The sequence below is a fragment of the Streptomyces sp. NPDC029836 genome, from assembly GCF_055574495.1.
In genome coordinates this window covers 737,236-759,907 of sequence record NZ_JBVHZI010000002.1, presented here as the reverse complement: position 1 = coordinate 759,907, position 22,672 = coordinate 737,236, and the positions used below count along the sequence as shown (strand labels likewise).

Sequence of the window (22,672 nt, the reverse complement as noted above, 5' to 3'; positions counted from 1 at the left end):
CGGCTTTACACCGTTCGCCTAGGATCCTGCGGGTGAACAGCAGCAATTCCGGCACCGACGCCGCCCCCGCCGTCTCCGTGGTGGTGATCGCGTACAACGACGCCGGGCTCGTGGGCGAGGCCGTTTCCTCGGCCCTCGCCCAGGGCCCGGTGGTCGCCGAGGTCATCGCGGTCGACGACGCCTCCTCGGACGGGACCGGCCGGGTCCTGGACGAGTTGGCGGCCCTCCACCCCCGGCTGAAGGTCGTCCACCGCACCGACAACAGCGGCGGCTGCGGCACCCCGCGCAACGACGGGATCGCCGCCGCGAGCGCCCCGTACGTCCTGTTCCTGGACAGCGATGACGTCCTGCCGCCCGGCGCCGCCGCGGCGCTGCTGGCGGCCGCCGAGGAGCACCGGGCCCCCGTCACCGTCGGCGCGTGCGTGCGCCGCGAGCTGCCCGAAGGGCGCGACGTGCCGTGGATGCCCGGGCTGCACACGCCGGGCGAGGTCATCGAACGGCCCGCCGACCGGCCCGAACTGGTCCGCGACACGCTCTGCGTCAACAAGCTGTACGAGCGCGCCTTCCTGGAGGAGCACGGCATCCGCTTCCCGGACGGCCGCTTCGTCTACGAGGACTTCCTCTTCACCGCCCGCGTCCTGGCCGCCGCCCCCCGCATCGCCGTCATCGGCGACCTCGTCTACGTGTGGCACGTGCGCCGCAGCGCCGCTCGGAAGTCGATCTCCCTCGACCGCGCCGACGTCAGCAACTGGCGCTCGCGCGTCGAGGCCCACCGGGCCGCCTCCGCCACCCTCGCCGAGGCCTCCGCGGACCTCGGCCGGGCCTGCCAGGTCAAGTTCCTGGACTACGACCTGCGCATGTACCTGCGCGAGCTGGGCCAGGACTCCGGCTACCGCGCCGCTTGGTGGGACCTCACCCGGAGCTACCTGGCGGCCTTCGCCGAGGCCGACGTCGACGCCGCCCCCGCCCGCGCCCGGTGGACCGCCCGCGTGCTGCTGGCCGCCCCGGCCCCGCCCGCCGACGTGGAGCGGCTGACCCGTCTCGCCGCCGAGCCGGCCCGGCTGCCGCCCCCGTACGCCGGCGACCCGGCCGGGCTGCCGGTGTGGAGCGCGGAACTGCCCGTTCCGCTCGACGGGCTCGCCGAGCTTCCCGTCGCCGAACTGCCCGTCACCATCGACGCCGAGCCCGCCGCGGGCGGCGCCGTCCGCCTGCGCCTCCACGACCTGTACGGCCGCCTCGCGCAGGCCGGGCCGCTGACCGTCGCGCTGACCTTCCACGCCCGCACCGGCGGGGATCCCGTACCGGCCCGTCCGGTGGAGCTGAGCCCCGACGGCGACGGCTGGACGGCCGTCGTCCCGCTGCGGCCCGCCGCGCTCGCCGCCCTCGGCCGCCGCCGCGGCCTGCGCGGCATGCAGGCCTGGGACGTCCGGGCGGGCGTGCACTGCGCCGACGGGAGCTCCCTGATCACCTCCCTGCGCCCCCTCGGCGCCCTGCTCCGCCGTCGGGCACTGCCCAGCAGCCGGTACGGTGTTCTGCTGGCGCAGCCCTACCGGACGGCGGCGGGAGCACTGGCGCTGCGCCTGGCCCCCGGAGCCGGGGGCGCCCTGACCTTCGTACGCAACCGCCTCGACCGCGCCCGCACGCGCCGGTCACGCTAGAGCTCGGGAGATACGCATGACATTTCTGATCACCGGTGGCGCCGGTTACATCGGCGCGCACGTCGTTCGCGCGATGCTGCTCGCCGGGGAGGAGGTCGTGGTGCTCGACGACCTCTCCACGGGCAACGAGGACCGGGTCCCGGAGGGCGTCCCGCTGGTGGTCGGCTCGGTCCTGGACCGGCTGGTGCTCGACGAGACGATCCGCCGCCACCACATCACGGGCGTCGTGCACCTGGCGGGCAAGAAGCAGGTCGGCGAGTCCGTCGAGAAGCCGATGTACTACTACCACGAGAACGTGCAGGGCCTGACGGTGCTGCTCCAGGCCGTGGCCGCCGCCGGCATCCGCAACTTCCTGTTCTCCTCCTCCGCCTCCGTGTACGGGATGCCCGACGTGGATTCGGTCACCGAGGAGACCCCCTGCCGGCCGCTGAGCCCGTACGGCGAGACCAAGCTGGCCGGCGAGTGGCTGGTGCGCGCCGCCGGCAAGGCGCACGGCATCTCCACCGCCTGCCTGCGCTACTTCAACGTGGCGGGCGCGGCCACCCCCGAGCTGGCGGACACCGGCGTCTTCAACCTGGTCCCGATGGTCTTCGAGCGCTACGACGCCGGCGAGGGCGCCCGCATCTTCGGCGACGACTATCCGACCCCGGACGGCACCTGCATCCGCGACTACATCCACGTCGAGGACCTCGCCGACGCCCACGTGGTCGCCGCGCGCCGGCTCGCCGAATGGGGTGCGGCCGGCGACCACAAGGACCTCACCGTCAACATCGGGCGGGGCGAGGGCGTCTCCGTCAAGGAGATGGTCGAGCTGCTGAACGAGGGCACCGGGCACACCCACGCCCCGGTCGTCACCCCGCGCCGCCCCGGTGACCCGGCGAAGGTCGTCGCCTCGGCCGACCGGATCGCCGCCGAGCTGGGTTGGAAGGCCCGGCACGACGTACGCGAGATGATCACCTCGGCGTGGGCCGGCTGGGAGGCCAACAAGGCGGGCGCCCGCCGGGACCCGCACAAGGACGTCCACGCGGTCTGACGCCATCGCGCCGACGAAGCCGCCCGCCCCGGAACGGTCCGGGGCGGGCGGCTTCGTCGGTACTGCGGGGGCTCAGCGGTCCAGGAACGCGAACAGGGTTTCCCAGCGGTCGGTGATCTCGGCACTGGAGAAGCGCCGCACGTGACGGAAGCCCGCGTCGCCGAGCCGGTCGCGCAGGGCCGAGTCCGACATCAGGGCGTCCAGGTGCCCGGCGAGTTCCATGGTGTTGCCAAGGCGGGCCAGCAGCCCGTCCTCGCCGTGCTCCACGATGGCCCGTACGCCCGGCGCGCAGTCGAAGGCGGCCACCGGCAGGCCCGCCGCCATCGCCTCCAGCAGGGTGATCGGGAAGCCCTCGGCGCGGGAGGCCTGGGCGAAGACCGAGGCCTCGCGCAGGGAGCCCAGTACGTCGTCGGTGCTGCCCATCCACTCCACGCAGTCGTCGAGCCCCAGCGAGGCGCAGTGCGCCCGCAGGGACTTCTCCTCGACGCCGGCGCCGTAGATCCGCAGGGTCCAGTCGGGGTGGTGCGGGGCGGCGTCCGCCCACGCGTCGAGGAGCAGGTCCACGCCCTTCTCGAAGGCGAGGCGGCCGACGCTCGCGACGACCTTCGCGGTGCGCGGGGCGGGGGAGTCCGGCATGAACGGCAGCGGGTTCGGCATGCTGTCGACGTTCTCCATGCCGGCCCGGATCCACAGGTCCGCGTCCTCCGGGGTCAGCACCAGCAGCCGGTCGACCTCGCGGTAGTGCCGACGGACCCGCTCGCCCCGGGTGGACTTCTGGCTGGCCTCGAAGGACTCGTGGCTCATCCCGATGACCGACAGCCCCTTGGTGTCCGCGAGGGCCACCCACTCCATCGCCCAGACCTGGGTGACGATGACCACGGCGCCGGGCCGGGCCGCGCGGAACAGACCGCTCAGCGTCTCCGCCCGGTCGCGCATCCCGGCCCGCCGGGCCGCCTGCCGGCGACGCTCGGGGGCGTTCAGCCGGCCCTTGATGCCGCGCAGCCGGCGGGCCTTCGGCGGGTGGGTGTCGTAGAGCGTCGTCGTCGCGTACGGCAGGTCGGCCGGCAGCTTCTGCCGGATCTCCTCGGCGACGGGAGCGATGCCGACGACGTGCACCCGGTGCCCGCGGTCGGTCAGCAGCCGGGCCATCTGGTGCGACCAGGTGGTGACCCCGCCGAGTTCGTCCACGCTGTTGGAGACGAGGAAGACGTCGCGGCCGCCCGGCGCCGCGGACCCGTGGGGCTGGAGGCTCACTTGCCGCTCCTGGTGAAGAACTTCTCGACGATCTGGCGGGCGGCGTCGCCGCGGTCGTACTCGCCGAACTCGGTGAGGAAACGCTGACGGGCCTCGGCGTACTTGGCGTCCGCCTCGTCGAAGGCCGCGACGGCCTGCATCAGCTCGTCGGCCGTGGACACGACCGGGCCGGGCGCCTTCTCCTTCAGGTCGAAGTACGTGCCGCGGATGTCCGTCGCGTACGCCTCGTAGTCGTACGCGAAGAACAGCATCGGCCGGTCCAGCACCGCGTAGTCGAACATCACGGACGAGTAGTCGGTGATCAGCCCGTCGGCCAGGGCCAGCAGCGGGGTGACGTCGTGGTGCCGGGACACGTCCAGGACCCGGCCCGCGACCGACGGCGGCAGCGACACGCTGTTGAGGTAGTGCGTGCGCACCAGCAGGGTGAAGCGGTCGCCGAGCCGGTCGGCGAACTCCTCCACGTCGAAGGGGAACGTGAAGTTCTCCACCGTGCCGTCCGCGTTCGCCCGGAACGTCGGCGCGTACAGCAGCACCTTCTTGTCCGGGTCGATGCCCAGCTCCGCGGCGAGCGGACCGCGCAGCCGCTCCCCGCTGTCCGCCTCGGCGCGGTGCGCCTCGACCAGGGCGTCGTTGCGCGGGTAGCCGGTGCGCAACAGGACCTCGTCGCGCAGGCGGAACCCCTTCGCGAGGGTGCGGGTGTCGTGCTCGGAGCGGATCAGGAAGTGGTCGAAGCGGTCGACGGCCGCCTGGAAACGGTCCTGCCCGGCCTTGCCCTGCGCCTTGGTACGGGGCTCGTGGAAGCCCATCCGCTTGAGCGCGGACCCGTGCCAGGTCTGGATGTACGTGGTTCCGGGGCGCTTGGTCAGGGCCAACGGGAAGCCCTGGTTGTCGACCCAGAACTCGGCCTGCGCGAGCGCCCGCAGGTACGGCCAGCTCCAGCGCCGCACGAGGGTGGCGTCCTTGGGGAAGCCGGTGGGCTTGCCGCCCGCGTACGACCAGATCGCCTCGAACGGCGCGCCGCTGCGGACCAGCTCCTCGTAGATGGCCTTGGGGCTGTCGCTGTACTGCTTGCCCATGTGGCTCTCGAAGACGACCGTGCCCTTCTTGACGGGCAGCTTCGAGAAGACCTCGTGGTAGACCTTCACCTTCTGCTCGCCCGAGCCGATGTTGCGGCGGGCCCGCAGCGCGCGGCGCAGGCCGCGCTTGACCACCCCGGCGGCCCTGCCGTGCATCGCGCTGTTGATCAGCGTCCGGGTGCGGACGGCCGCGGCGCCCTCGGCGGTCAGCACGTACGAGAGGTTGCCCTTCTTCGTCATCTCCGGCTCGAAGCGGTCGGAGACGAGCCGGGTCAGGCGCGGGCGCACGCGCAGCCGGGCCGCCGAGTCGAGGTCGACGGCGCCGACGGACACGCGGGTCGTCATCCGGTCGGCGCCCGCCGTCAACTTGAGCCGGACGTCCCAGACGGCGTCGATGATGCCGAGCGGGCGGACGGTGGCGCCGACGTCGGCCGTCGTGGACCACTCGATCGAGTCACCGGCGTGGCGCACGTGGGTGACCGGGAAGCTGAACGAGCGGACCCCGATCTGCCGGCGGGCCCGGAATTCGAGCGTCGCCTTCAAGTCGCTGTCGGCGGAGATGCGGCCCAGCGGGTTCACGACGGAGCCGGCCAGGGTGACGGTGCCGCGCCCGTCGTCCGCGTAGGAGGTCAGACGGTTGCCGAGGGCCAGGGAGGCGAGCGGGGCGGTGTGGAAGCCCTGGCCGGTGACGTCCAGTATCCGGCGGCCCTCGGCGTCGTCGAGATGGCCCCCGCACCAGTAGACGCGGCCGTCGCGCTCCGCGAGGGGGGAGGACAGCCGGCCCTTGTTGGTCATCGCGTCGGCCGCGGCGAGCAGGTTGTCCCAGTCCTCCTTGCCGAGCAGGTAGGCGCAGATGGCCTGGAGGTGGGTGACGTTCTCGTACGCGGCCGGGTCGAGGTCCGCGAGGTAACCGTTCGCCAGCCGGGCGAACTGCTGCCGGTAGTCGTGACCGAGGAGCGGCAGGTCACGCAGGTGCAGCACCAGGTCGTGCTTGAGGAACTTGGCGTCCTTCGCCGACTTGATCGCGGTGTGGCCGTTGGCGGCGAGCAGGTCGTCGACGCGGCGGTGGATCTCCATCCGGTGGACGAAGTTCGCGATCTCGTGGCGTCGGTTGCTGATCGACTTCGCCGCCGCCTTCTCGACCACGTTCCAGAAGTAGACGTGGTTCGGGATCAGCGTGATGCGGCGGGCGGCCACGTAGGCCTGCGCGGAGAACAGCAGGTCCTCGTAGTGGATGCCGACCGGGAACTCCAGGCCCTGCTCCAGCAGGAACGCGCGCCGGTAGCACTTGTTCGTGGAGAGGGTGTCGTAGACCAGCAGGTCCGGGTACTCGGTGATCGACTCCAGCGTCCGGGTGCGCGAGTAGATCCACGGGTACCACTCGGTGGTCTTGTTCCACCGGTTGTCCAGGTGCACGCGCACGCACATGCCCGACACCAGGTCGGAGCCGGTGCGCTCGGCGGCCGCCAGCATGTTCCGGCAGGCGTTGCGCTCCAGTACGTCGTCACTGTCCAGGAACATGACGTACGTGCCCGTGGCCTGCTTGATGCCGTGATTGCGCGGCGCGCCGCAGCCGCCGCTGTTCTCGGGCAGCCGGAAGGCGCGCACCCGCCCCGGATGCGCCGCTTCCAGCTCCTTGGCGACCGCGTAGGACCCGTCCTTGCTGCAGTCGTCCACGATCACGACTTCGACCCCGCGCAGGGTCTGGTCCAAAACCGACTGGACGGCTGTCGGCAGACGCTCTGCGTCGTTGTAGACGATGACGACCACGGAGACGTCAGGCACGTGCACCTCGATCCCTTCGTTCCATTCCGCTTATCCCGTCAAAGCTACCGTGTACCGCACGCGACTCCGGCAGGCCGGCCACCGGCGTGCATACTTCTGAGGAAGAGGTGAGTGGCGGGTCCGGTCGCCGACAATCACCCGTTCGGACCCACCAGGAAGTACTCATGACCAAGCTGTCGGTAGTCGTCCCTTGTTACAACGAAGAAGCAGTGATCGACAGCTTCGACGCTGAGATCAGGCGGGTGCTCGACGCCCTGCCCGTCGAGTACGAGGTCTGCTACGTCGACGACGGCAGTCGTGACGGAACTCTGGAGAAGCTCCGCAAGATCGCCTCCCAGTGCCCCGACCGGACCCGGTACGTCTCCTTCAGCCGCAACTTCGGCAAGGAGGCCGGCATGCTCGCCGGTCTGCGCGAGGCCACCGGCGACGCCGTCGTCATCATGGACGCCGACCTCCAGCACCCGCCCGAGCTGATCGCCACCATGCTGGAGCACTACCGGCAGGGCCACGACCAGATCATCGCCCGCCGCACCCGCGAGGGCGACAAGAAGCTCCGCTCGGCCCTGAGCCGCCTCTACTACCGGGGCGTCAACCGCTGGGTCGACGTCGAGCTGGCCGACGGCGTCGGAGACTTCCGCATGCTGTCCCGGCCGGCGGTGGACGCCCTCCTGGCGCTCCCCGAGTACAACCGCTTCTCCAAGGGCCTCTTCTCCTGGATCGGCTTCGACACCGTCCACTTCGACTACCGCAACGCCCAGCGCGGGGCCGGCGAGACGAAGTGGAAGTTCGGCAGCCTGCTGAACTACGGCATGGACGGGCTGATCTCGTTCAACAACCGTCCGCTGCGGATCGGGATCTGGCTCGGCGTGTCGCTCGTCGGGCTGACCGGCCTGTACGCCCTGTGGATCACCGTCATGGCGATCACCAACGGCATCGACTCCCCGGGCTACGTCACCCTCGTCGCGATGATCGCCGGCATCGGCGGCATGCAAATGATCATGCTGGGCCTGATCGGCGAGTACATCGGCCGCATCTACTACGAGACCAAGCGCCGGCCTCACTTCCTGGTCAAGGAGGCCCACGGAGCCGAGCGCATGCCCGAGATCTCCGAAGCCGTGATCGCGGAGCGCAGCCGAGGATGACGAAGAAGGAACAGCTCGGCCAGATCTTCCGGTTCGGCCTCGTCGGCGGCGTCAACACCTGCAGCTTCTTCGGGTGCTACCTGCTCCTGCACCCGTGGATGCCGTACTTCGCCGCCTACACCCTGGCCTTCCTGCTGTCGATGATCGGGTCGTTCTTCATGAACACCTACTTCACCTACCGCACCCGGCCCACCTGGAAGAAGTTCCTCTTCTTCCCGCTGACCAACGTCACCAACTACGTCATCCAGTCCGTCGGCCTCTACGCCCTGGTCAGCTGGGCCGGCATGGACACCCGGATCGCGCCGCTCGTCGCGGCCGTCGTCGCCATCCCCTTCACCTTCCTGCTGTCCCGCAGGATCCTGGTACCCGGCGCCCCCCGCGAAGCGGAACCCGCACCGCGGCCGCCGTCCTCGTCCACGGTCTGAAACCGCCGAGCGCGCGCTCACGGCCACCCCGTAGATTGGGCGGGTCGGCCGGACCAACCGTCCGGCCGTCCGGCAAGGGGCAAGGGGACAGACGTGTCAGCGGCAAGGCAAGGCGTGCTGGACGCCCGCAGGATCGTGGTCAAGGTCGGTTCCTCGTCCTTGACCACGGCCGAAGGCGGACTCGACGCCGACCGGGTGGACGCCCTGGTCGACGTACTGGCCAAGGCGCGCGGCGGCGGGGAGAAGGAGATCGTCCTGGTCTCCTCCGGAGCCATCGCCGCCGGACTCTCCCCGCTCGGGCTGCGCCGCCGGCCCAAGGACCTCGCCCGCCAGCAGGCCGCCGCCAGCGTCGGCCAGGGCCTGCTCGTCGCCCGGTACACCGCCTCCTTCGCCCGCTACGGAATCCGCGTCGGCCAGGTCCTGCTCACCACCGACGACACCAGCCGGCGCGCGCACTACCGCAACGCCTACCGGACCCTCGACCAACTCCTGGCCATGGGCGCGCTGCCCGTCGTCAACGAGAACGACACCGTCGCCACCGACGAGATCCGCTTCGGCGACAACGACCGGCTCGCCGCCCTCGTCGCCCACCTGGTCCGCGCCGACCTCCTCGTCCTGCTGTCCGACGTCGACGGCCTCTACGACGGCGACCCCTCGCAGCCCGGCACCACCCGCATCGACGAGGTGCGCGGCCCCCAGGACATCGCCCACGTCAGCATCGGCAGCGCCGGCAAGGCGGGCGTCGGCACCGGCGGCATGGTCACCAAGGTGGAAGCCGCCCGGATCGCCGCCGCGGCGGGCATCCCCGTCGTCCTCACCTCCGCCAGCCAGGCCGCCGACGCGCTCTCCGGCCGCCCGACCGGTACGCACTTCCACGCCACCGGCCGTCGCTCCGCCGACCGGCTCCTGTGGCTCCAGCACGCCTCGACCCCGCAGGGCCACCTCGTCCTGGACGACGGCGCCGTCCGCGCCGTCACCGAACGCGGCAGCTCCCTGCTGCCCGCCGGGATCGCCGCCGTCGAGGGGGACTTCGTCGCGGGGGACCCCGTGGAGCTGCGTTCCGCGGACGGCCGCGCCGTCGCGCGGGGCCTCGTCAACTTCGACGCCAAGGAGCTCCCGCAGCTCCTCGGCCGCTCCACCCGCGAGCTCGCCAGGGAGCTCGGACCGGCGTACGAGCGGGAGGTCGTACACCGTGACGATCTGGTGCTGCTCCAGGGCTGAGGTTCGGCAAAACCGCCGCGCGGGGGGCCGGGGACTGGTCAACTGTGAGGGGCGGACAGGCGTAGCGCAGACAGGAGGCGGCTGGTGAGACGAGCGCTGACCAGCGTCGGCACCGGGGACGGCCACGGCCGGGGGAACGGGCACGGAAACGGGGACGGGGACCACGGCCACGGGGACGACGGCCACGGGGACCGGGACGAGTCCCGCCTGTGGCACATCACCCTGAGCGTCTCCGGAAAGCCCGCACCCCTGTCGGAGGTCCGGCGCGGGCTGGAACAACTCGCCCACGACCACCCCTTCCTGCTGACCAGCCGGTACGCCGACGACCACGCGGAGATCCGCTACTGGGAGGAGGCCCGCGACCTCCACGACGCGGCGGCCGTCGCCCTGCGCCTATGGGGCGAACACCGCTCCTCGGCACAACTGCCGCCCTGGGAGATCGTCGGCCTGGAGGTCATCGACCGCGCGACCTACCACCAACGCGTGGCGGAGGGCTACGGCCCACCCCCGGCCCACCCGGTGGGCGTCCACCCGTACTAGGCGGGGACGGGGCGCCCGAAGTCCCCGTCGTCCGACGTCGGAGCCCGGCCCATCCGGCCCCGCCGGCGTTCGAGGCGCGGGGTCCGGGGCGGAGCCCGGCCCCCGACCGACGGGAGCCGGGGGAGCAGCCCCGCGCAGCGTCCCGCCCCCGTCTCGGGGTATGGAACCCCTTCGGACCCGGCCGGACCGGGGACTACCCTGACCGCATGACCTCGCTCGACGACGCCCCCGCCACCACCCCTGTCCTCGCCACCGCGCAGCGGTCCCGTACGGCGGCCGCCACCCTCGCGCCACTCCCGCGGTCCGCCAAGGACACGGCCCTGCTGGCCATCGCGGACGCCCTGGAGGCCCGTACGGCGGAGATCGTCACCGCCAACGCCGTGGACACGGCCAAGGCGCGCGAGGCCGGTACGAGCGAGACGGTCATCGACCGCCTCACCCTCACCCCGGAGCGGATCGGGGCCATCGCCTCCGACGTGCGCGACGTCGCCGCCCTCCCCGACCCCGTCGGCGAGGTCGTCCGCGGCTCGACCCTCCCCAACGGCATCGACCTCCGCCAGATCCGGGTACCGCTCGGCGTCGTCGGCATCATCTACGAGGCCCGCCCCAACGTCACCGTCGACGCCGCTGCCCTCTGCCTGAAGTCCGGCAACGCCGTTCTCCTGCGCGGCAGTTCGTCCGCCTACGCCTCCAACACGGCCCTCGTCGCCATCCTGCGCGACGCCGTCGAGAGCGTCGGCCTGCCCGCCGACGCGATCCAGCTCGTCCCCGGCGAGTCCCGCGACTCCGTCCGCGAACTGATGCGCGCCCGCGGCCTCGTCGACGTCCTCATCCCGCGCGGTGGCGCCTCCCTCATCAAGACCGTCGTCGAGGAGTCGATCGTCCCGGTCATCGAGACCGGTACCGGCAACTGCCACGTCTACGTCGACGCCCAGACGGACCTCGGCATGGCGGTGGACATCCTCGTCAACTCCAAGGCGCAGCGGCCCTCCGTCTGCAACTCCGCCGAGACCCTCCTCGTGCACCGCGACATCGCCGACGCGTTCCTCCCGCTCGCCCTCGACGCCCTCGCCGACGCCGGCGTCACCGTCCACGGCGACGAGCGGGTCCTGGCCGCCGCCGAGGGCACCAAGGCCACCGCGCTGCCCGCCACCGACGAGGACTGGGCCGCCGAGTACCTGTCCTACGACATCGCCGCCGCCGTCGTGGACTCCCTCGACGACGCCGTCACCCACATCCGGCGCTGGACCTCCGGCCACACCGAGGCGATCGTCACCACCTCCCAGGCCGCCGCCCGCCGGTTCACCCAGCTGGTCGACTCCACCACCGTCGCCGTCAACGCCTCCACCCGCTTCACGGACGGTGGCCAGTTCGGCTTCGGCGCCGAGATCGGCATCTCCACCCAGAAGCTGCACGCCCGGGGCCCGATGGGCCTTCCCGAGCTCACCTCCACCAAGTACATCGTCACCGGCGACGGTCACATCCGGTAACCGCCCCACGAACACGCTGTGGCCGGATGCCGGCGTACGCCTGCCCAAAGCCGCCCCCCAGGTCTACGCTGGTGCTGTGCCGGACGACGTGGGGGGCAAGCCGTTCCCGGACGACGGGGCCCCCGAAGACGATGCAGACGACCGCGGAGGCGCGGAACACGACTTCGCCTCCGTGGTGTTCGACGAGGCCTTCGTCCGGAACGCCGAGATCCATGAACCGAGCGCCGCCGAGCGCCAGCGGGCCGCCGACCGGGCCCGCGCCGAGGCCGAGGCCGCCCGCGTCGCCGGAGGCTGGAACGGCGACGACGACCACGGCTACGGCCACCCCGACGGCTACGGCCTCGACGACCCCGGCTGGGACCCCGACCACCACGGCTACGCCGAAGGCCCGTACGGGGCCTACGGCGGCAGCCTGCGCCCCTACCGCGGCCGGTCGCCGTGGCTGCGCCCGGTCGCCTGGGTGCTCGCCTTCGTCATGGGGCTCGGCATGGTCGCCCTCGCCTTCAGCGCCGTGTACCGCAACACCTCCGGCGAAGCGGACCCCACCCCGACACCCGCCAGCACCCCGCTCAGGGAAGTCGGGGACGTCGGCGCGTTTACGTACCCCGTGGTTCGCCAACCCTGAAGGTACGACCCCGCTTGCGCGAACCGGAGACGGGGGCTTCTCTGAAGCGGGGACAGCGGGGAGAAGCGATGGCCGTTCCAGGAGATCCACCAGGCGGCACCCCTGACGGCATCGGCGGGGGCGATGACGAACCGCGCCCGGACGAGTACCGGTCGGTGGTGTTCGACGAGGACTTCGTCCGCGCTGCCCGGCTCCAGGAGTACTCCGCCGAGGAACGCATGGGCGAGCACGCCCGGGCCGTCCGCAGCCGCTCCCTCTGGTCGGCCGGCGGAGCCGCCGCCGGGCAGGGGACGAGCACTCCGGGGCGCGGCGCCCGCCAGGGCATGCTCCTCGTCCTGCTCATCGCCACCGCCTTCGCGGTCGCCGTCTACATGGGCCTGCGCAACCCGTACGTCCCACCGCCCGGTGGCACCGCCGAGCCGCTCAGCAGCGTCGTCGTCCCCCTCGCCCCGGCCGAGCCGGTGCCCGGCGGGAAACCCGCCGAGCTGTACGAGAGGAGCCGGGCGGCCGACTACCGGGTCGGCGCGGCCGGGATCACCCTTCCGGCCCTGCGCCGCACGCACCACTTCACCGAGGGGCAGGTCGTCGCCGCGCTGTCCATCGCCAAGGACTACCTGGTGCAGTCCTCGCTGGACCCCGACGTGCTGTCCGGGACCGCCTCGCGGCCCGTCCGGGTCCTGCTCGACCCCGGTCAGCTCACCCAGTTCGACCGGAGCATGACCGCGCCCGCCGGGGACGGCGGGCACGCCGCGACCGGCTGGCTCGTCCGCTTCGACCCGACCGTCGCCCTGGTGGCCGACACCAGGGTCAGGGTCAGCGGCACCCTCGCCTTCCGGGAGCTGACGCCGGAGGCCCTGGAAGTGACCACCGACCACACCTTCGTGTACGCCGTCCGCCCGGCGGGCGGCGCGCCGGCCGGCGCCGACGGGGCCTCGCTGTTCACCGTCCGGCGCGAGCTGCGGATGCGCATCGACAAGGACGACCTCACGGCCCGCCGCACCGAGCTGACCTCCGCCTACGTGCTCGCCGGCCCGCAGGACTGCGCCAGTGACCCCGCGGGCGGCTTCCGCCCGCTGACGGCCGGGGCGGCGCCCACCACCGTGGGCCCGCCCGCGACCGATCCGTACACCGACGGCAGGCCCCGGCGCACGGCCGGGCTGTGCGGGGTACTGGCTCCGGGCGCGGCGCCCACGGCGCAGCCGCCGCCGGCGTCGCTCGTGCCGGCGCCCGCGCCGCAGGTGGCGGTTCCCGTCAGCCCTGCTCCGGTCCCGTAGCGCCCTTGCCATCGGTACCGCCGCCGGCGGTACCCGTACCCGTACCCGTACCCGATCCGGATCCCGTGCCCCCGCCGGCCCCGGCTCCGGTGAACCGGTCGCGGAGCTTGCCGCCGAGGTCACCCGCGCCGCCGGCGATGTCGCCGACCAGCTTCATCAGCGGGTCCTTGCTGGTGCGCACGGTGTCCGCGTAGTGCGAGGCCGACTGGCGGAAGGAGTCGGTCACCGAGGTGTCCTTGTCCTCCTCGCGCCGCGGGTAGTGGCCGTCCATGATCCGCTGGTAGTCGCGGTGCTGGGACCACTTCTTCAGCTCGGCCGCGCGGACCGTGGTGAAGGGGTGGGTGCGCGGCAGCACGTTGAGGATCTTCAGCACGGAATCGCGCAGGTCCCCGCTCTTCTCGTACTCGTCCGCCTGGGCCAGGAACGCGTCGACGTTCATCTCGTGGAGGTGGTTGCCGCCCGCGATCTTCATCAGGCCGCGCATCGAGGCGTTCAGGTCCTGGCCGACCAGCAGACCGGCCCGGTCCGCGGACAGCTCCGACTTGCGGAACCACTCCCGCAGCGCGGTGACCAGCGCCATGATCGCCACGTTGCCCAGCGGGATCCACGCGACCTTCAGCGCCAGACCCGTCAGGAACAGCAGGATCGTGCGGTACACGGAGTGCCCGGACAGCGCGTGGCCGACCTCGTGGCCCACCACCGCCCGCATCTCCTCCTCGTCGAGCAGCTCCACGAGGCCGGTCGTCACCACGATGATCGGCTCGTCCAGGCCGATGCACATGGCGTTGGGCGTCGGGTCCTGCCGCACGTACATCTGCGGGACGGTCTCCAGGTCCAGGATGTAACAGGCGTCGCGCAGCATCCCGTGCAGGTGCGGGAACTGCGTCTCGCCGACCCGCACCGAGTCCGACAGGAAGAGCAGGCGCAGACTGCGCTCCGGGAGCAGCCCGCTCAGGGTTTTGAACACCGTGTCGAAGCCGCTCAGCTTGCGCAGCGCGACCAGCGCGGAACGGTCCGCGGGGTGCTCGTACGCCCGTGAGGAGATTCCGGGGAACCTCCTGCGATTGCGTGCCGGTGCCTTCTCGAAACCCGTGTCCGTCATAGCGCCTCCCCCTCGATCGACCTGTGCCCTGTGGCGTCCATCCTCTCCAACGACTGAGTCGGCGTGAGCGTGCCCAGGGGCCCCGCTTACGATGTGAGCGAAGTCTCCGCACGCTCCCCGACTCGATAGGTATCTGCCTGATGAGCCTCTCCACCACCGCCCACAACATGGTCGTTCTCGCATCGGGGGGCGCCGAGCACGGCAGCAACCACGACAGCCTGAGCCCCTACCTCACCGGTGGCGCTGCGTTCGTCATCCTGATGCTGATGCTCTGGGTGACCACGCGCCTGAACCGCGACCGCTAAGCCCCTCCGTGCACGCGGCACCGGGCCAGTAGGCTCTGCGCTCATGGGAGAGCAGGAAATGCCTACCGGCCCGGTCAAGCGCCGGCTCGGCGTGATGGGCGGGACATTCGACCCGATCCACCACGGCCACCTCGTGGCCGCCAGTGAAGTCGCCGCGCTGTTCCACCTCGACGAGGTGATGTTCGTACCGACCGGTGAGCCCTGGCAGAAGTCGCAGCGGGCCGTGTCACCCGCCGAGGACCGGTACCTCATGACGGTCATCGCGACGGCCTCGAACCCCCAGTTCTCGGTGAGCCGCATCGACATCGACCGCGGCGGCCCGACGTACACGATCGACACCCTGCGGGACCTGAGCGCGCTCAACGACGACGCCGACCTGTTCTTCATCACCGGCGCCGACGCCCTCGCCCAGATCCTGACCTGGCGCAACGCCGAGGAACTCTTCTCCCTCGCGCACTTCATCGGAGTGACCCGCCCCGGCCACGTGCTCACCGACGACGGACTGCCCGAAGGCGGCGTCTCGCTCGTCGAGGTCCCCGCACTGGCCATCTCCTCCACGGACTGCCGAGCCCGGGTCGCCCAGGGCGATCCGGTCTGGTATCTCGTTCCCGACGGTGTGGTGCGCTACATCGACAAGCGTGAGCTGTACCGGGGAGCCTGAGCTTCCGGAAGAGAGGGGCCCGCGGTGAACGACCCACAGGATCCGTACGACCCGTACGCCGCCCAGGAGCGCGAGCTCATCGGCTACGACCCGTACGGCAGACCCGTGTACGGCCCGGTCGCCGCGCCACCCGCCGCCCCGCCCCCGGCCGCGCCCCCTCCGTACGGGTACGCGTACGAATACGGATACGAGCAGCAGCCTTACCCGCAGCAGCAACAGCAACAGCCGCCCCAGCAGTACCAGCAGCCGTACCAACAGCAGCAGTACCAGCAGCCCCCCTACCCACAGGAGCCCGATCCCGGGTACGACACCCGGCAGGCGCAGCAGTGGATCCCGCAGCAGAGCGCCCCGGAGCCGACGTACCGGCCCCAGGACCCGGAGCCGCCGCACCAGAGGTACGAGGCGGCTCCGGAGCCGCCCCCGCAGATCCCCGAGCCGCGCCGCGAGCCGACCGGCGACCCGGGCGCCGGCGCGGACCGGCGCGCCGAGCGGTTCGACTTCGTCGACCAGCCCGACGAGGACTCCGAGGACGTCATCGACTGGCTCGCCTTCACCGAGAGCCGCACCGAGCGCCGCGAGGAGGCCCGCCGGCGGGGTCGCAACCGCGGGGTCGCGCTGATCGTCGTCCTGTCCCTGTTCGTCGTCGGGGGCGCCGGCTACCTCTGGTACGCGGACCGGCTGCCGTTCCTCGACGGCCCCGGCGAGCAGCGGAACACCGCGGCTCCCGCCGGCGAGCAGAAGCGCGACATGATCGTCGTCCACCTGCACAACACCAAGCGCGGCGGCACCTCCACCGCCCTCCTCGTGGACAACGTCACCACCCGCCGGGGCGCCACCGTCCTGTTGCCCAACACCCTCGGAGTCACCAAGCAGGACGGCACCCCGGCGGCCCTCGGCAAAGCCGTCGAGGAGGGCGCCCCCGGCACTCGCGAATCCCTCGACACGGTCCTCGGCACCCGCATCGGCGGGACCTGGCGCCTGGACACCCCCTTCCTGGAACGCCTCGTCGAGCTGGTCGGCGGCATCGAGACGGACACCGACACCGCCGTCCCGGCCGACGAGCGGGCCAGGACCCCCGCCGTCGGACAGGGCCCCGAGCAGAGCCTCACCGGGGCGATGGCCGTCGCGTACGCCACCCACCGCGCTCCCGGGGAACCGGAGGCCAAGCAGTTGGAGCGCACCGGCCGCGTGCTGTACGCCGTCCTGCGCAAGATCCCCGGCGATCCGAAGTCGGCCGCGACGACCGTGGAGAGCATGGGCCAGATCCTGGACCCCGGACTCGACGCGCAGAACCTCGGCGCGCTCCTGTCGCGGATCGGCGAGCACGCCAAGGTCGGCGCGTACCGCACTGACGTCCTCGGCGTGAAGCCCGACGGCGGCCTGACCGACGAGGCGAACAAGAAGGTCGTCAAGGAGGTCCTCGGGGGTTCCTTCACCGCGGCCCAGCCGGGCGCCGCCCCCCGGGTCGGTCTCAAGGACGCCACGGGCGACGAACGGACCGGGACCGCGGCGAAGGCGGCCCTGCTCAACGGCGGCTACGCGTTCGTGGACGGCGGGAAGGCCGACAGGACCGACGCCACCTCGCGGATCACCTACCAGGACGACGCCCAGCGGGACCGGGCGATCGACGTCGCCAAGACGCTCGGCCTGCCGGAAACGGCCGTGAAGAAGGCGGAGAACGCGGTCAACGCGGACGTCGTGGTCGTCCTGGGCCGCGACTACAAGGCGTCCTGAGGGCTCCTGAGCTCCCCCGCAGGGGCCCTGAGCTGGGCCTGTGCCCGCGCGGAACGTTCTGCGCGGGCGGGGTCGGCGGTACATGAGACCCTTGTAAGGATCTGCCCGTCAACCCGAAAGCATGGCCACGTGACCGCCACGGACCGCTCCATCGAGCTCATCACCGCCGCCGCCCAGGCCGCGGCCGACCGGCTCGCGCACGACATCATCGCGTACGACGTCAGCGATGTGCTGTCGATCACCGATGCCTTCCTCCTCGCCTCCGCGCCCAACGACCGCCAGGTCAAGTCGATCGTGGACGAGATCGAGGAGCAGCTCCTCAAGAAGCTCGGCGCCAAGCCGGTCCGCCGCGAAGGCGACCGCGACGCCCGCTGGATCCTGCTCGACTACGTCGACATCGTCGTCCACGTCCAGCACAGCGAAGAGCGCGTCTTCTACGCGCTGGAGCGCCTGTGGAAGGACTGCCCCGAGATCGAGCTCCCCGAGGACGCCAAGCTCACCATCGGCAAGGCCGAGGAGCACGCCAAGCTGCGCGAGGCGGCGGGCGACGAAGACGAACTGGACGGTGATCTGTTCTGAGCACCAGCCAAACGGGCACGACCAGCAGGAAGATCGTCCTCTGGCGGCACGGCCAGACCTCGTGGAACCTGGAGCGACGCTTCCAGGGCTCCACGGACATAGAGCTGACCGGGACGGGTGTGGCGCAGGCGCGCCGCGCCGCTCGGCTGCTCGCCTCGCTGCAGCCGGACGCCATCGTGGCCTCCGACCTCCGGCGGGCCGCGGACACGGCCGCCGAGCTGGCCGCCGTCACGGGCCTGTCCGTCCAGCACGACGAGGCGCTGCGCGAGACCTACGCCGGCGAGTGGCAGGGCCTCACCCACGACGAGATCCTCGCGAAGTACGGCGAGCAGTACGCCGCCTGGAAGCGCGGCGAGCCCGTCCGCCGCGGCGGCGGTGAACTGGAGACCGAGGTCGCCGACCGCGCCGCTCCGGTGGTGCTGCGGCACGCCGAGGCGCTGCCCGCGGGCGGCACCCTCGTGGTGGTCAGCCACGGCGGCACCATCCGTACGACGATCGGCCGCCTGCTGGGCCTGGAGTCGTACTACTGGGAGGGTCTCGGCGGACTCTCCAACTGCTGCTGGTCCGTCCTCGGCGAGGGCGCGCGCGGTTGGCGGCTGTTGGAACACAACGCCGGCACGCTGCCCGAACCGGTGCTCGGCGACGACGACTGAGCCCGCGCGGAGCCCGGCCCGAGGCGTCGGAACGGGCCTCCCACCCGGATTTCACTTTCCGGCTGGTCGCAGGCTAGAGTTCTTCTTGTTCGCAGCGAAGAACACCGGAAACGGGGGGAACGCGGCGAAGAGCGGGGCTATAGCTCAGTTGGTAGAGCGCCTGCATGGCATGCAGGAGGTCTGGAGTTCAATTCTCCATAGCTCCACAATCAGGATCCCGTCCCCAACAGGGGGCGGGATCCTTGCGTTTGTTCCTTTTGCGACGGCTGCCCCCGCCGGCACCGGCATGGCAGAATCGGACGGCCGGAGGGGGTCACGACGGCCCGACGCGGGAGGGAGTCGCTGACGGATGGGTGCACACCGGCGGCGGTGCGACTGGTGCGACAACGGCACGCCGATCGTGCGGGACATGGAACCGGTCAACCACGACTACCAGTACTGGTGCGAGGAATGCGCGCGGGCGCTGATCATAAAAGGCGACCCGATCGAGACGTACCGGGAGCTCGAAGGGGAACCGATCTACGGGCGGCTGCTCGATGAGCACTGCACGTTGAAGCGGTTCTACCAGTTCGCGCGGGCCTGACGAGCCCGACGAGCCCGACGTGAAGGTGGCGAGAAGGCGGCGATACACCCCAAAGCGGACATGGCCCGGGATCGGCGGAAACCGGTTTTTGGACCAGGGCCATGACCGTGTAATGTTTGGGACGTCGCCAAGGGAAACCGGCAAGGGAAACCGAAGCGGCAAGCGGAACAAGGGGCTATAGCTCAGTTGGTAGAGCGCCTGCATGGCATGCAGGAGGTCTGGAGTTCAATTCTCCATAGCTCCACAAGATCCAAGATGAAGAAGCGGGCCACCCTGATCGGGTGGCCCGCTTCTCGTTGTGCCCACCGCTCGGAACGGCAGAGCGGTCGCGGGGGCCGCTGCGGTACCCTGACGCCATGCGTGCCGTACGCCTTCTGCTTACCGAGCCGCGCTGATCAGTACCGACCCATCGAGCCCACGGATGCGTTCGGCATCGGCGTGGCGTCCCCTCCTGTGCGAGGGGTTTTTTCGTTTGGGCAGGCAGAGACGGCAGAGTCGATCGATGGAGCTTCAGGAATCATGAGCGAGACGAACACCCCGGCCCCCGAGGCGGCCGAGGGGCACCGCTACACGGCTGCCATGGCCGCCGACATCGAGGCACGCTGGCAGGACGTATGGGACGCGGAGGGCACGTACGAGGCCCCGAACCCGAGCGGGGACCTGGCCGGTGACCCCGCCGTGGTCGCCCGGCCCAAGAAGTTCATCATGGACATGTTCCCGTACCCGTCCGGTGCGGGCCTGCACGTCGGCCACCCGCTCGGGTACATCGCCACCGACGTCTTCGCCCGCCACCAGCGGATGACCGGCCACAACGTCCTGCACACCCTGGGCTTCGACGCCTTCGGCCTGCCGGCAGAGCAGTACGCCGTGCAGACCGGCACGCACCCGCGCGTGTCGACCGAGGCGAACATCGAGAACATGAAGGTCCAGCTGCGCCGGCTGGGCCTGGGCCACGACAAGCGCCGCTCGTTCGCGACGATCGACCCCGAGTACTACAAGTGGACGCAGTGGATCTTCCTGCAGATCTACAACTCCTTCTACGACACCGAGGCGCGCAAGGCCCGCCCGATCTCCGAGCTGGTCGCCGCCTTCGAGGACGGCAGCCGTGAGGTGCCCGGCGGCCGCGCCTGGGCCCAGCTGACCGCGGGCGAGCGGGCCGACGTGCTGAACGGCTTCCGGCTGGCCTACGCCTCCGACGCGCCGGTCAACTGGTGCCCCGGGCTGGGCACCGTACTGGCCAACGAGGAGGTCACCGCGGACGGCCGCTCCGAGCGCGGCAACTTCCCCGTCTTCAAGGCCAAGCTGAGCCAGTGGAACATGCGGATCACCGCCTACGCGGACCGCCTGCTGGACGACCTGGACGCGCTGGACTGGCCCGAGGCCATCAAGCTGCAGCAGCGGAACTGGATCGGCCGCAGCGAGGGCGCCCGCGTCGACTTCGCCGTCGGCGACGCCGGTGCGATCACTGTCTTCACCACCCGCCCCGACACCCTGTTCGGCGCGACCTACATGGTCCTGGCGCCCGAACACGAGCTGGTCTCCGCGATCGTCCCGGCCGCGTGGCCCGAGGGCACCCACCCGGTGTGGACCGGCGGCTGGGCGACGCCCGCCGAGGCCGTCGACGCGTACCGCAAGCAGGCGGCGTCGAAGTCGGACGTCGAGCGACAGGCCGAGGCCAAGGACAAGACCGGCGTCTTCACCGGCGCCTGGGCGACCAACCCGGTCAGCGGCGAGCAGGTCCCCGTCTTCATCGCCGACTACGTGCTGATGGGCTACGGCACCGGCGCGATCATGGCCGTACCCGCCCACGACGGCCGGGACTTCGAGTTCGCGCGCGCCTTCGAGCTGCCGATGCGCTGCGTCGTGCAGCCGACGGACGGCCGGGGCACCGACCCGGCCGAGTGGGACGCCGCGTTCGTCGCGTACGACGCCACCCTGGTCAACTCCGCCGGCGAGGGCATCTCGCTGGACGGCCTGGGCGTCGTCGAGGCCAAGGCCGCCATCACCGACTGGCTGGCCGAACGCGGCATCGGCGAGGGCACCGTCAACTTCCGCCTGCGCGACTGGCTGTTCAGCCGCCAGCGGTACTGGGGCGAGCCCTTCCCGATCGTCTACGACGAGGACGGCGTCGCCCACCCGCTGCCCGCCTCGATGCTGCCCCTGGAACTGCCCGAGGTCGAGGACTACTCGCCGCGCACCTTCGCCCCGGACGACGCCGCCTCCCAGCCCGAGACGCCGCTGTCGCGCAACGAGGCCTGGGTCAACGTCGAACTGGACCTGGGCGACGGGGCGGGCGTCAAGCGCTACCGCCGCGAGACCAATACCATGCCCAACTGGGCCGGCTCCTGCTGGTACGAGCTGCGCTACCTGGACCCGCACAACGCGGACGCGCTGGTCGACCCGGAGATCGAGCAGTACTGGATGGGCCCGCGGGAGGGCGCCCCGCACGGCGGCGTCGACCTGTACGTCGGCGGCGCCGAACACGCCGTCCTGCACCTGCTGTACGCCCGCTTCTGGTCGAAGGTGCTGTTCGACCTGGGTCACGTCTCCTCCGTCGAGCCGTTCCACAAGCTGTTCAACCAGGGCATGATCCAGGCGTACGCGTACACCGACTCGCGCGGTGTGTACGTCCCGGCGGCCGAGGTCGAGGAGCGCGACGGCGGCTGGTTCCACCAGGGCGAACCCGTCAAGCGCGAGCACGGCAAGATGGGCAAGTCCCTGAAGAACGCCGTCACGCCGGACGAGATGTGCGAGGAGTACGGCGCGGACACCCTGCGCCTGTACGAGATGGCCATGGGCCCGCTGGACGTCTCGCGTCCGTGGGACACCCGCGCCGTCGTCGGCTCGTACCGACTGCTGCAGCGCCTGTGGCGCAACGTGGTGGACGAGGAGAGCGGCGAGGTCACGGTCGTCGACGCGGAGCCGGGCGAGGACACCCTGCGAGCGCTGCACAAGGCGATCGACGGGGCCGGCGCCGACATGGCGGCGCTGCGGTTCAACACCGCCATCGCCAAGATCACCGAGCTGAACAACTTCCTGACGAAGGCGGGCCGCCCGCTGGAGCGCTCCGTCGCCGAGCGGCTGGTGCTGCTGGTCGCGCCGCTGGCCCCGCACATCGCGGAGGAGCTGTGGCACCGCCTGGGCCACGGCGACTCGGTGGTCCACCAGGACTTCCCGGTCGCGGACCCGGCGTACGTCGTGGACGACGCCGTCACCTGCGTCGTCCAGGTCAAGGGCAAGGTCAAGGCGCGGCTGGAGGTGCCGCCCACGATCTCCGACGCGGACCTGGAGCAGCTGGCCCTCACCGACGCGGGCGTGGTCGCCGCGCTGGGCGGCGCGGAGGTCCGCAAGGTGATCGTGCGGGCGCCGAAGCTGGTCAACATCGTCATCTGAGGAGGGCCTCGTGCGGGGCGCCCTGAGTGAGGGGCGGTTCCGGGTGAGGGACATCCCGTAAGGGCAGGTTGGGGGTTCGACGGGAACCCCCGACCTGCCCTTGGCGTTTACGGTGGAGGGGACGGATTCGGCGGAGGAA

General features: G+C 71.4%; 19 protein-coding genes and 2 tRNA genes. 18 read left to right on the top strand and 3 right to left on the bottom strand.

What is annotated here, in order from left to right; all coding sequences use genetic code 11:
• Positions 1 to 32 precede the first annotated feature (32 nt).
• Complete coding sequence (locus tag ACZ4XJ_RS09235) at positions 33 to 1,658, top strand: glycosyltransferase family 2 protein (protein WP_468495758.1); 1,626 nt, start codon at positions 33 to 35, stop codon at positions 1,656 to 1,658.
• Between the two features lie 16 nt (positions 1,659 to 1,674).
• On the top strand, positions 1,675 to 2,691 hold the full coding sequence (gene galE / locus ACZ4XJ_RS09230) for a UDP-glucose 4-epimerase GalE (protein ID WP_468495757.1): 1,017 nt from the start codon (positions 1,675 to 1,677) through the stop codon (positions 2,689 to 2,691).
• 72 nt (positions 2,692 to 2,763) lie between these two features.
• Here galE and ACZ4XJ_RS09225 read toward each other — a convergent pair whose 3' ends face one another.
• Both ACZ4XJ_RS09225 and ACZ4XJ_RS09220 read right to left on the bottom strand, forming a co-directional pair.
• Positions 2,764 to 3,945 (bottom strand): glycosyltransferase, encoded by a 1,182-nt coding sequence (locus ACZ4XJ_RS09225; RefSeq protein WP_468495756.1) that lies wholly within the window; start codon positions 3,943 to 3,945, stop codon positions 2,764 to 2,766.
• Positions 3,942 to 6,812, bottom strand: a complete 2,871-nt coding sequence (locus ACZ4XJ_RS09220; RefSeq protein ID WP_468495755.1) for a bifunctional glycosyltransferase/CDP-glycerol:glycerophosphate glycerophosphotransferase — start codon at positions 6,810 to 6,812, stop codon at positions 3,942 to 3,944. The genes ACZ4XJ_RS09225 and ACZ4XJ_RS09220 overlap by 4 nt, the downstream gene beginning before the upstream one ends.
• A 158-nt stretch (positions 6,813 to 6,970) precedes the next feature.
• Between ACZ4XJ_RS09220 and ACZ4XJ_RS09215 the strand changes: the two genes are divergently transcribed.
• The 7 genes from ACZ4XJ_RS09215 (at position 6,971) to ACZ4XJ_RS09185 (ending at position 13,523) form a co-directional block, all read left to right on the top strand.
• Positions 6,971 to 7,948 carry a glycosyltransferase family 2 protein gene (locus ACZ4XJ_RS09215; RefSeq protein WP_468495754.1) on the top strand — a complete coding sequence of 326 codons (978 nt, stop codon included), beginning with the start codon at positions 6,971 to 6,973 and terminating at the stop codon, positions 7,946 to 7,948.
• On the top strand, positions 7,945 to 8,373 hold the full coding sequence (locus ACZ4XJ_RS09210) for a GtrA family protein (protein ID WP_362876789.1): 429 nt from the start codon (positions 7,945 to 7,947) through the stop codon (positions 8,371 to 8,373). The genes ACZ4XJ_RS09215 and ACZ4XJ_RS09210 overlap by 4 nt, the downstream gene beginning before the upstream one ends.
• Before the next feature lie 93 nt (positions 8,374 to 8,466).
• Positions 8,467 to 9,594 carry a glutamate 5-kinase gene (gene proB / locus ACZ4XJ_RS09205; protein ID WP_383999708.1) on the top strand — a complete coding sequence of 376 codons (1,128 nt, stop codon included), beginning with the start codon at positions 8,467 to 8,469 and terminating at the stop codon, positions 9,592 to 9,594.
• 84 nt (positions 9,595 to 9,678) lie between these two features.
• A complete protein-coding gene (locus ACZ4XJ_RS09200) occupies positions 9,679 to 10,134 on the top strand; it encodes a hypothetical protein (protein WP_383999711.1) in 456 nt (151 codons plus the stop codon).
• Positions 10,135 to 10,340: 206 nt separating this feature from the next.
• The gene (locus tag ACZ4XJ_RS09195) at positions 10,341 to 11,624 is read left to right on the top strand and encodes a glutamate-5-semialdehyde dehydrogenase (RefSeq protein WP_362876787.1); all 1,284 of its coding nucleotides are present in this window, start codon (positions 10,341 to 10,343) and stop codon (positions 11,622 to 11,624) included.
• A gap of 76 nt (positions 11,625 to 11,700) precedes the next feature.
• Complete coding sequence (locus ACZ4XJ_RS09190) at positions 11,701 to 12,249, top strand: SCO2584 family spore wall biosynthesis protein (RefSeq protein WP_362876786.1); 549 nt, start codon at positions 11,701 to 11,703, stop codon at positions 12,247 to 12,249.
• 68 nt (positions 12,250 to 12,317) lie between these two features.
• The gene (locus tag ACZ4XJ_RS09185; RefSeq protein ID WP_468495753.1) at positions 12,318 to 13,523 is read left to right on the top strand and encodes an SCO2583 family membrane protein; all 1,206 of its coding nucleotides are present in this window, start codon (positions 12,318 to 12,320) and stop codon (positions 13,521 to 13,523) included.
• Here ACZ4XJ_RS09185 and ACZ4XJ_RS09180 read toward each other — a convergent pair.
• Positions 13,501 to 14,625, bottom strand: a complete 1,125-nt coding sequence (locus ACZ4XJ_RS09180) for a M48 family metallopeptidase (protein WP_468495752.1) — start codon at positions 14,623 to 14,625, stop codon at positions 13,501 to 13,503. The genes ACZ4XJ_RS09185 and ACZ4XJ_RS09180 overlap by 23 nt on opposite strands.
• A 140-nt stretch (positions 14,626 to 14,765) precedes the next feature.
• Here ACZ4XJ_RS09180 and ACZ4XJ_RS09175 point away from each other — a divergent pair, with 140 nt between their 5' ends.
• The 9 genes from ACZ4XJ_RS09175 to leuS all read left to right on the top strand — a co-directional run bounded on the left by ACZ4XJ_RS09175 (position 14,766) and on the right by leuS (position 22,533).
• Entirely contained in the window at positions 14,766 to 14,930 is a 165-nt protein-coding gene (locus ACZ4XJ_RS09175) for a hypothetical protein (protein ID WP_362876783.1), read from the top strand.
• A 43-nt stretch (positions 14,931 to 14,973) separates the two neighbouring features.
• Entirely contained in the window at positions 14,974 to 15,591 is a 618-nt protein-coding gene (gene nadD, locus ACZ4XJ_RS09170) for a nicotinate-nucleotide adenylyltransferase (protein ID WP_281206789.1), read from the top strand.
• A gap of 24 nt (positions 15,592 to 15,615) precedes the next feature.
• Entirely contained in the window at positions 15,616 to 17,325 is a 1,710-nt protein-coding gene (locus ACZ4XJ_RS09165; RefSeq protein WP_468495751.1) for a LytR C-terminal domain-containing protein, read from the top strand.
• A gap of 129 nt (positions 17,326 to 17,454) precedes the next feature.
• Positions 17,455 to 17,904 (top strand): ribosome silencing factor, encoded by a 450-nt coding sequence (gene rsfS / locus ACZ4XJ_RS09160; protein ID WP_468495750.1) that lies wholly within the window; start codon positions 17,455 to 17,457, stop codon positions 17,902 to 17,904.
• Positions 17,901 to 18,557 carry a histidine phosphatase family protein gene (locus ACZ4XJ_RS09155; protein ID WP_362876877.1) on the top strand — a complete coding sequence of 219 codons (657 nt, stop codon included), beginning with the start codon at positions 17,901 to 17,903 and terminating at the stop codon, positions 18,555 to 18,557. Before rsfS ends, ACZ4XJ_RS09155 begins: the two co-directional genes overlap by 4 nt.
• A gap of 133 nt (positions 18,558 to 18,690) precedes the next feature.
• A tRNA-Ala gene (locus ACZ4XJ_RS09150) sits at positions 18,691 to 18,763 on the top strand.
• 143 nt (positions 18,764 to 18,906) lie between these two features.
• Positions 18,907 to 19,140: a hypothetical protein gene (locus ACZ4XJ_RS09145; protein WP_362876780.1), complete on the top strand. Its 234-nt coding sequence runs from the start codon at positions 18,907 to 18,909 to the stop codon at positions 19,138 to 19,140.
• 171 nt (positions 19,141 to 19,311) lie between these two features.
• Positions 19,312 to 19,384: transfer RNA gene (locus ACZ4XJ_RS09140), tRNA-Ala, on the top strand.
• Positions 19,385 to 19,659: 275 nt separating this feature from the next.
• Positions 19,660 to 22,533, top strand: coding sequence for a leucine--tRNA ligase (gene leuS / locus ACZ4XJ_RS09135; RefSeq protein ID WP_362876779.1), 2,874 nt, complete (start codon positions 19,660 to 19,662; stop codon positions 22,531 to 22,533).
• The last annotated feature ends 139 nt before the right edge of the window (positions 22,534 to 22,672 follow it).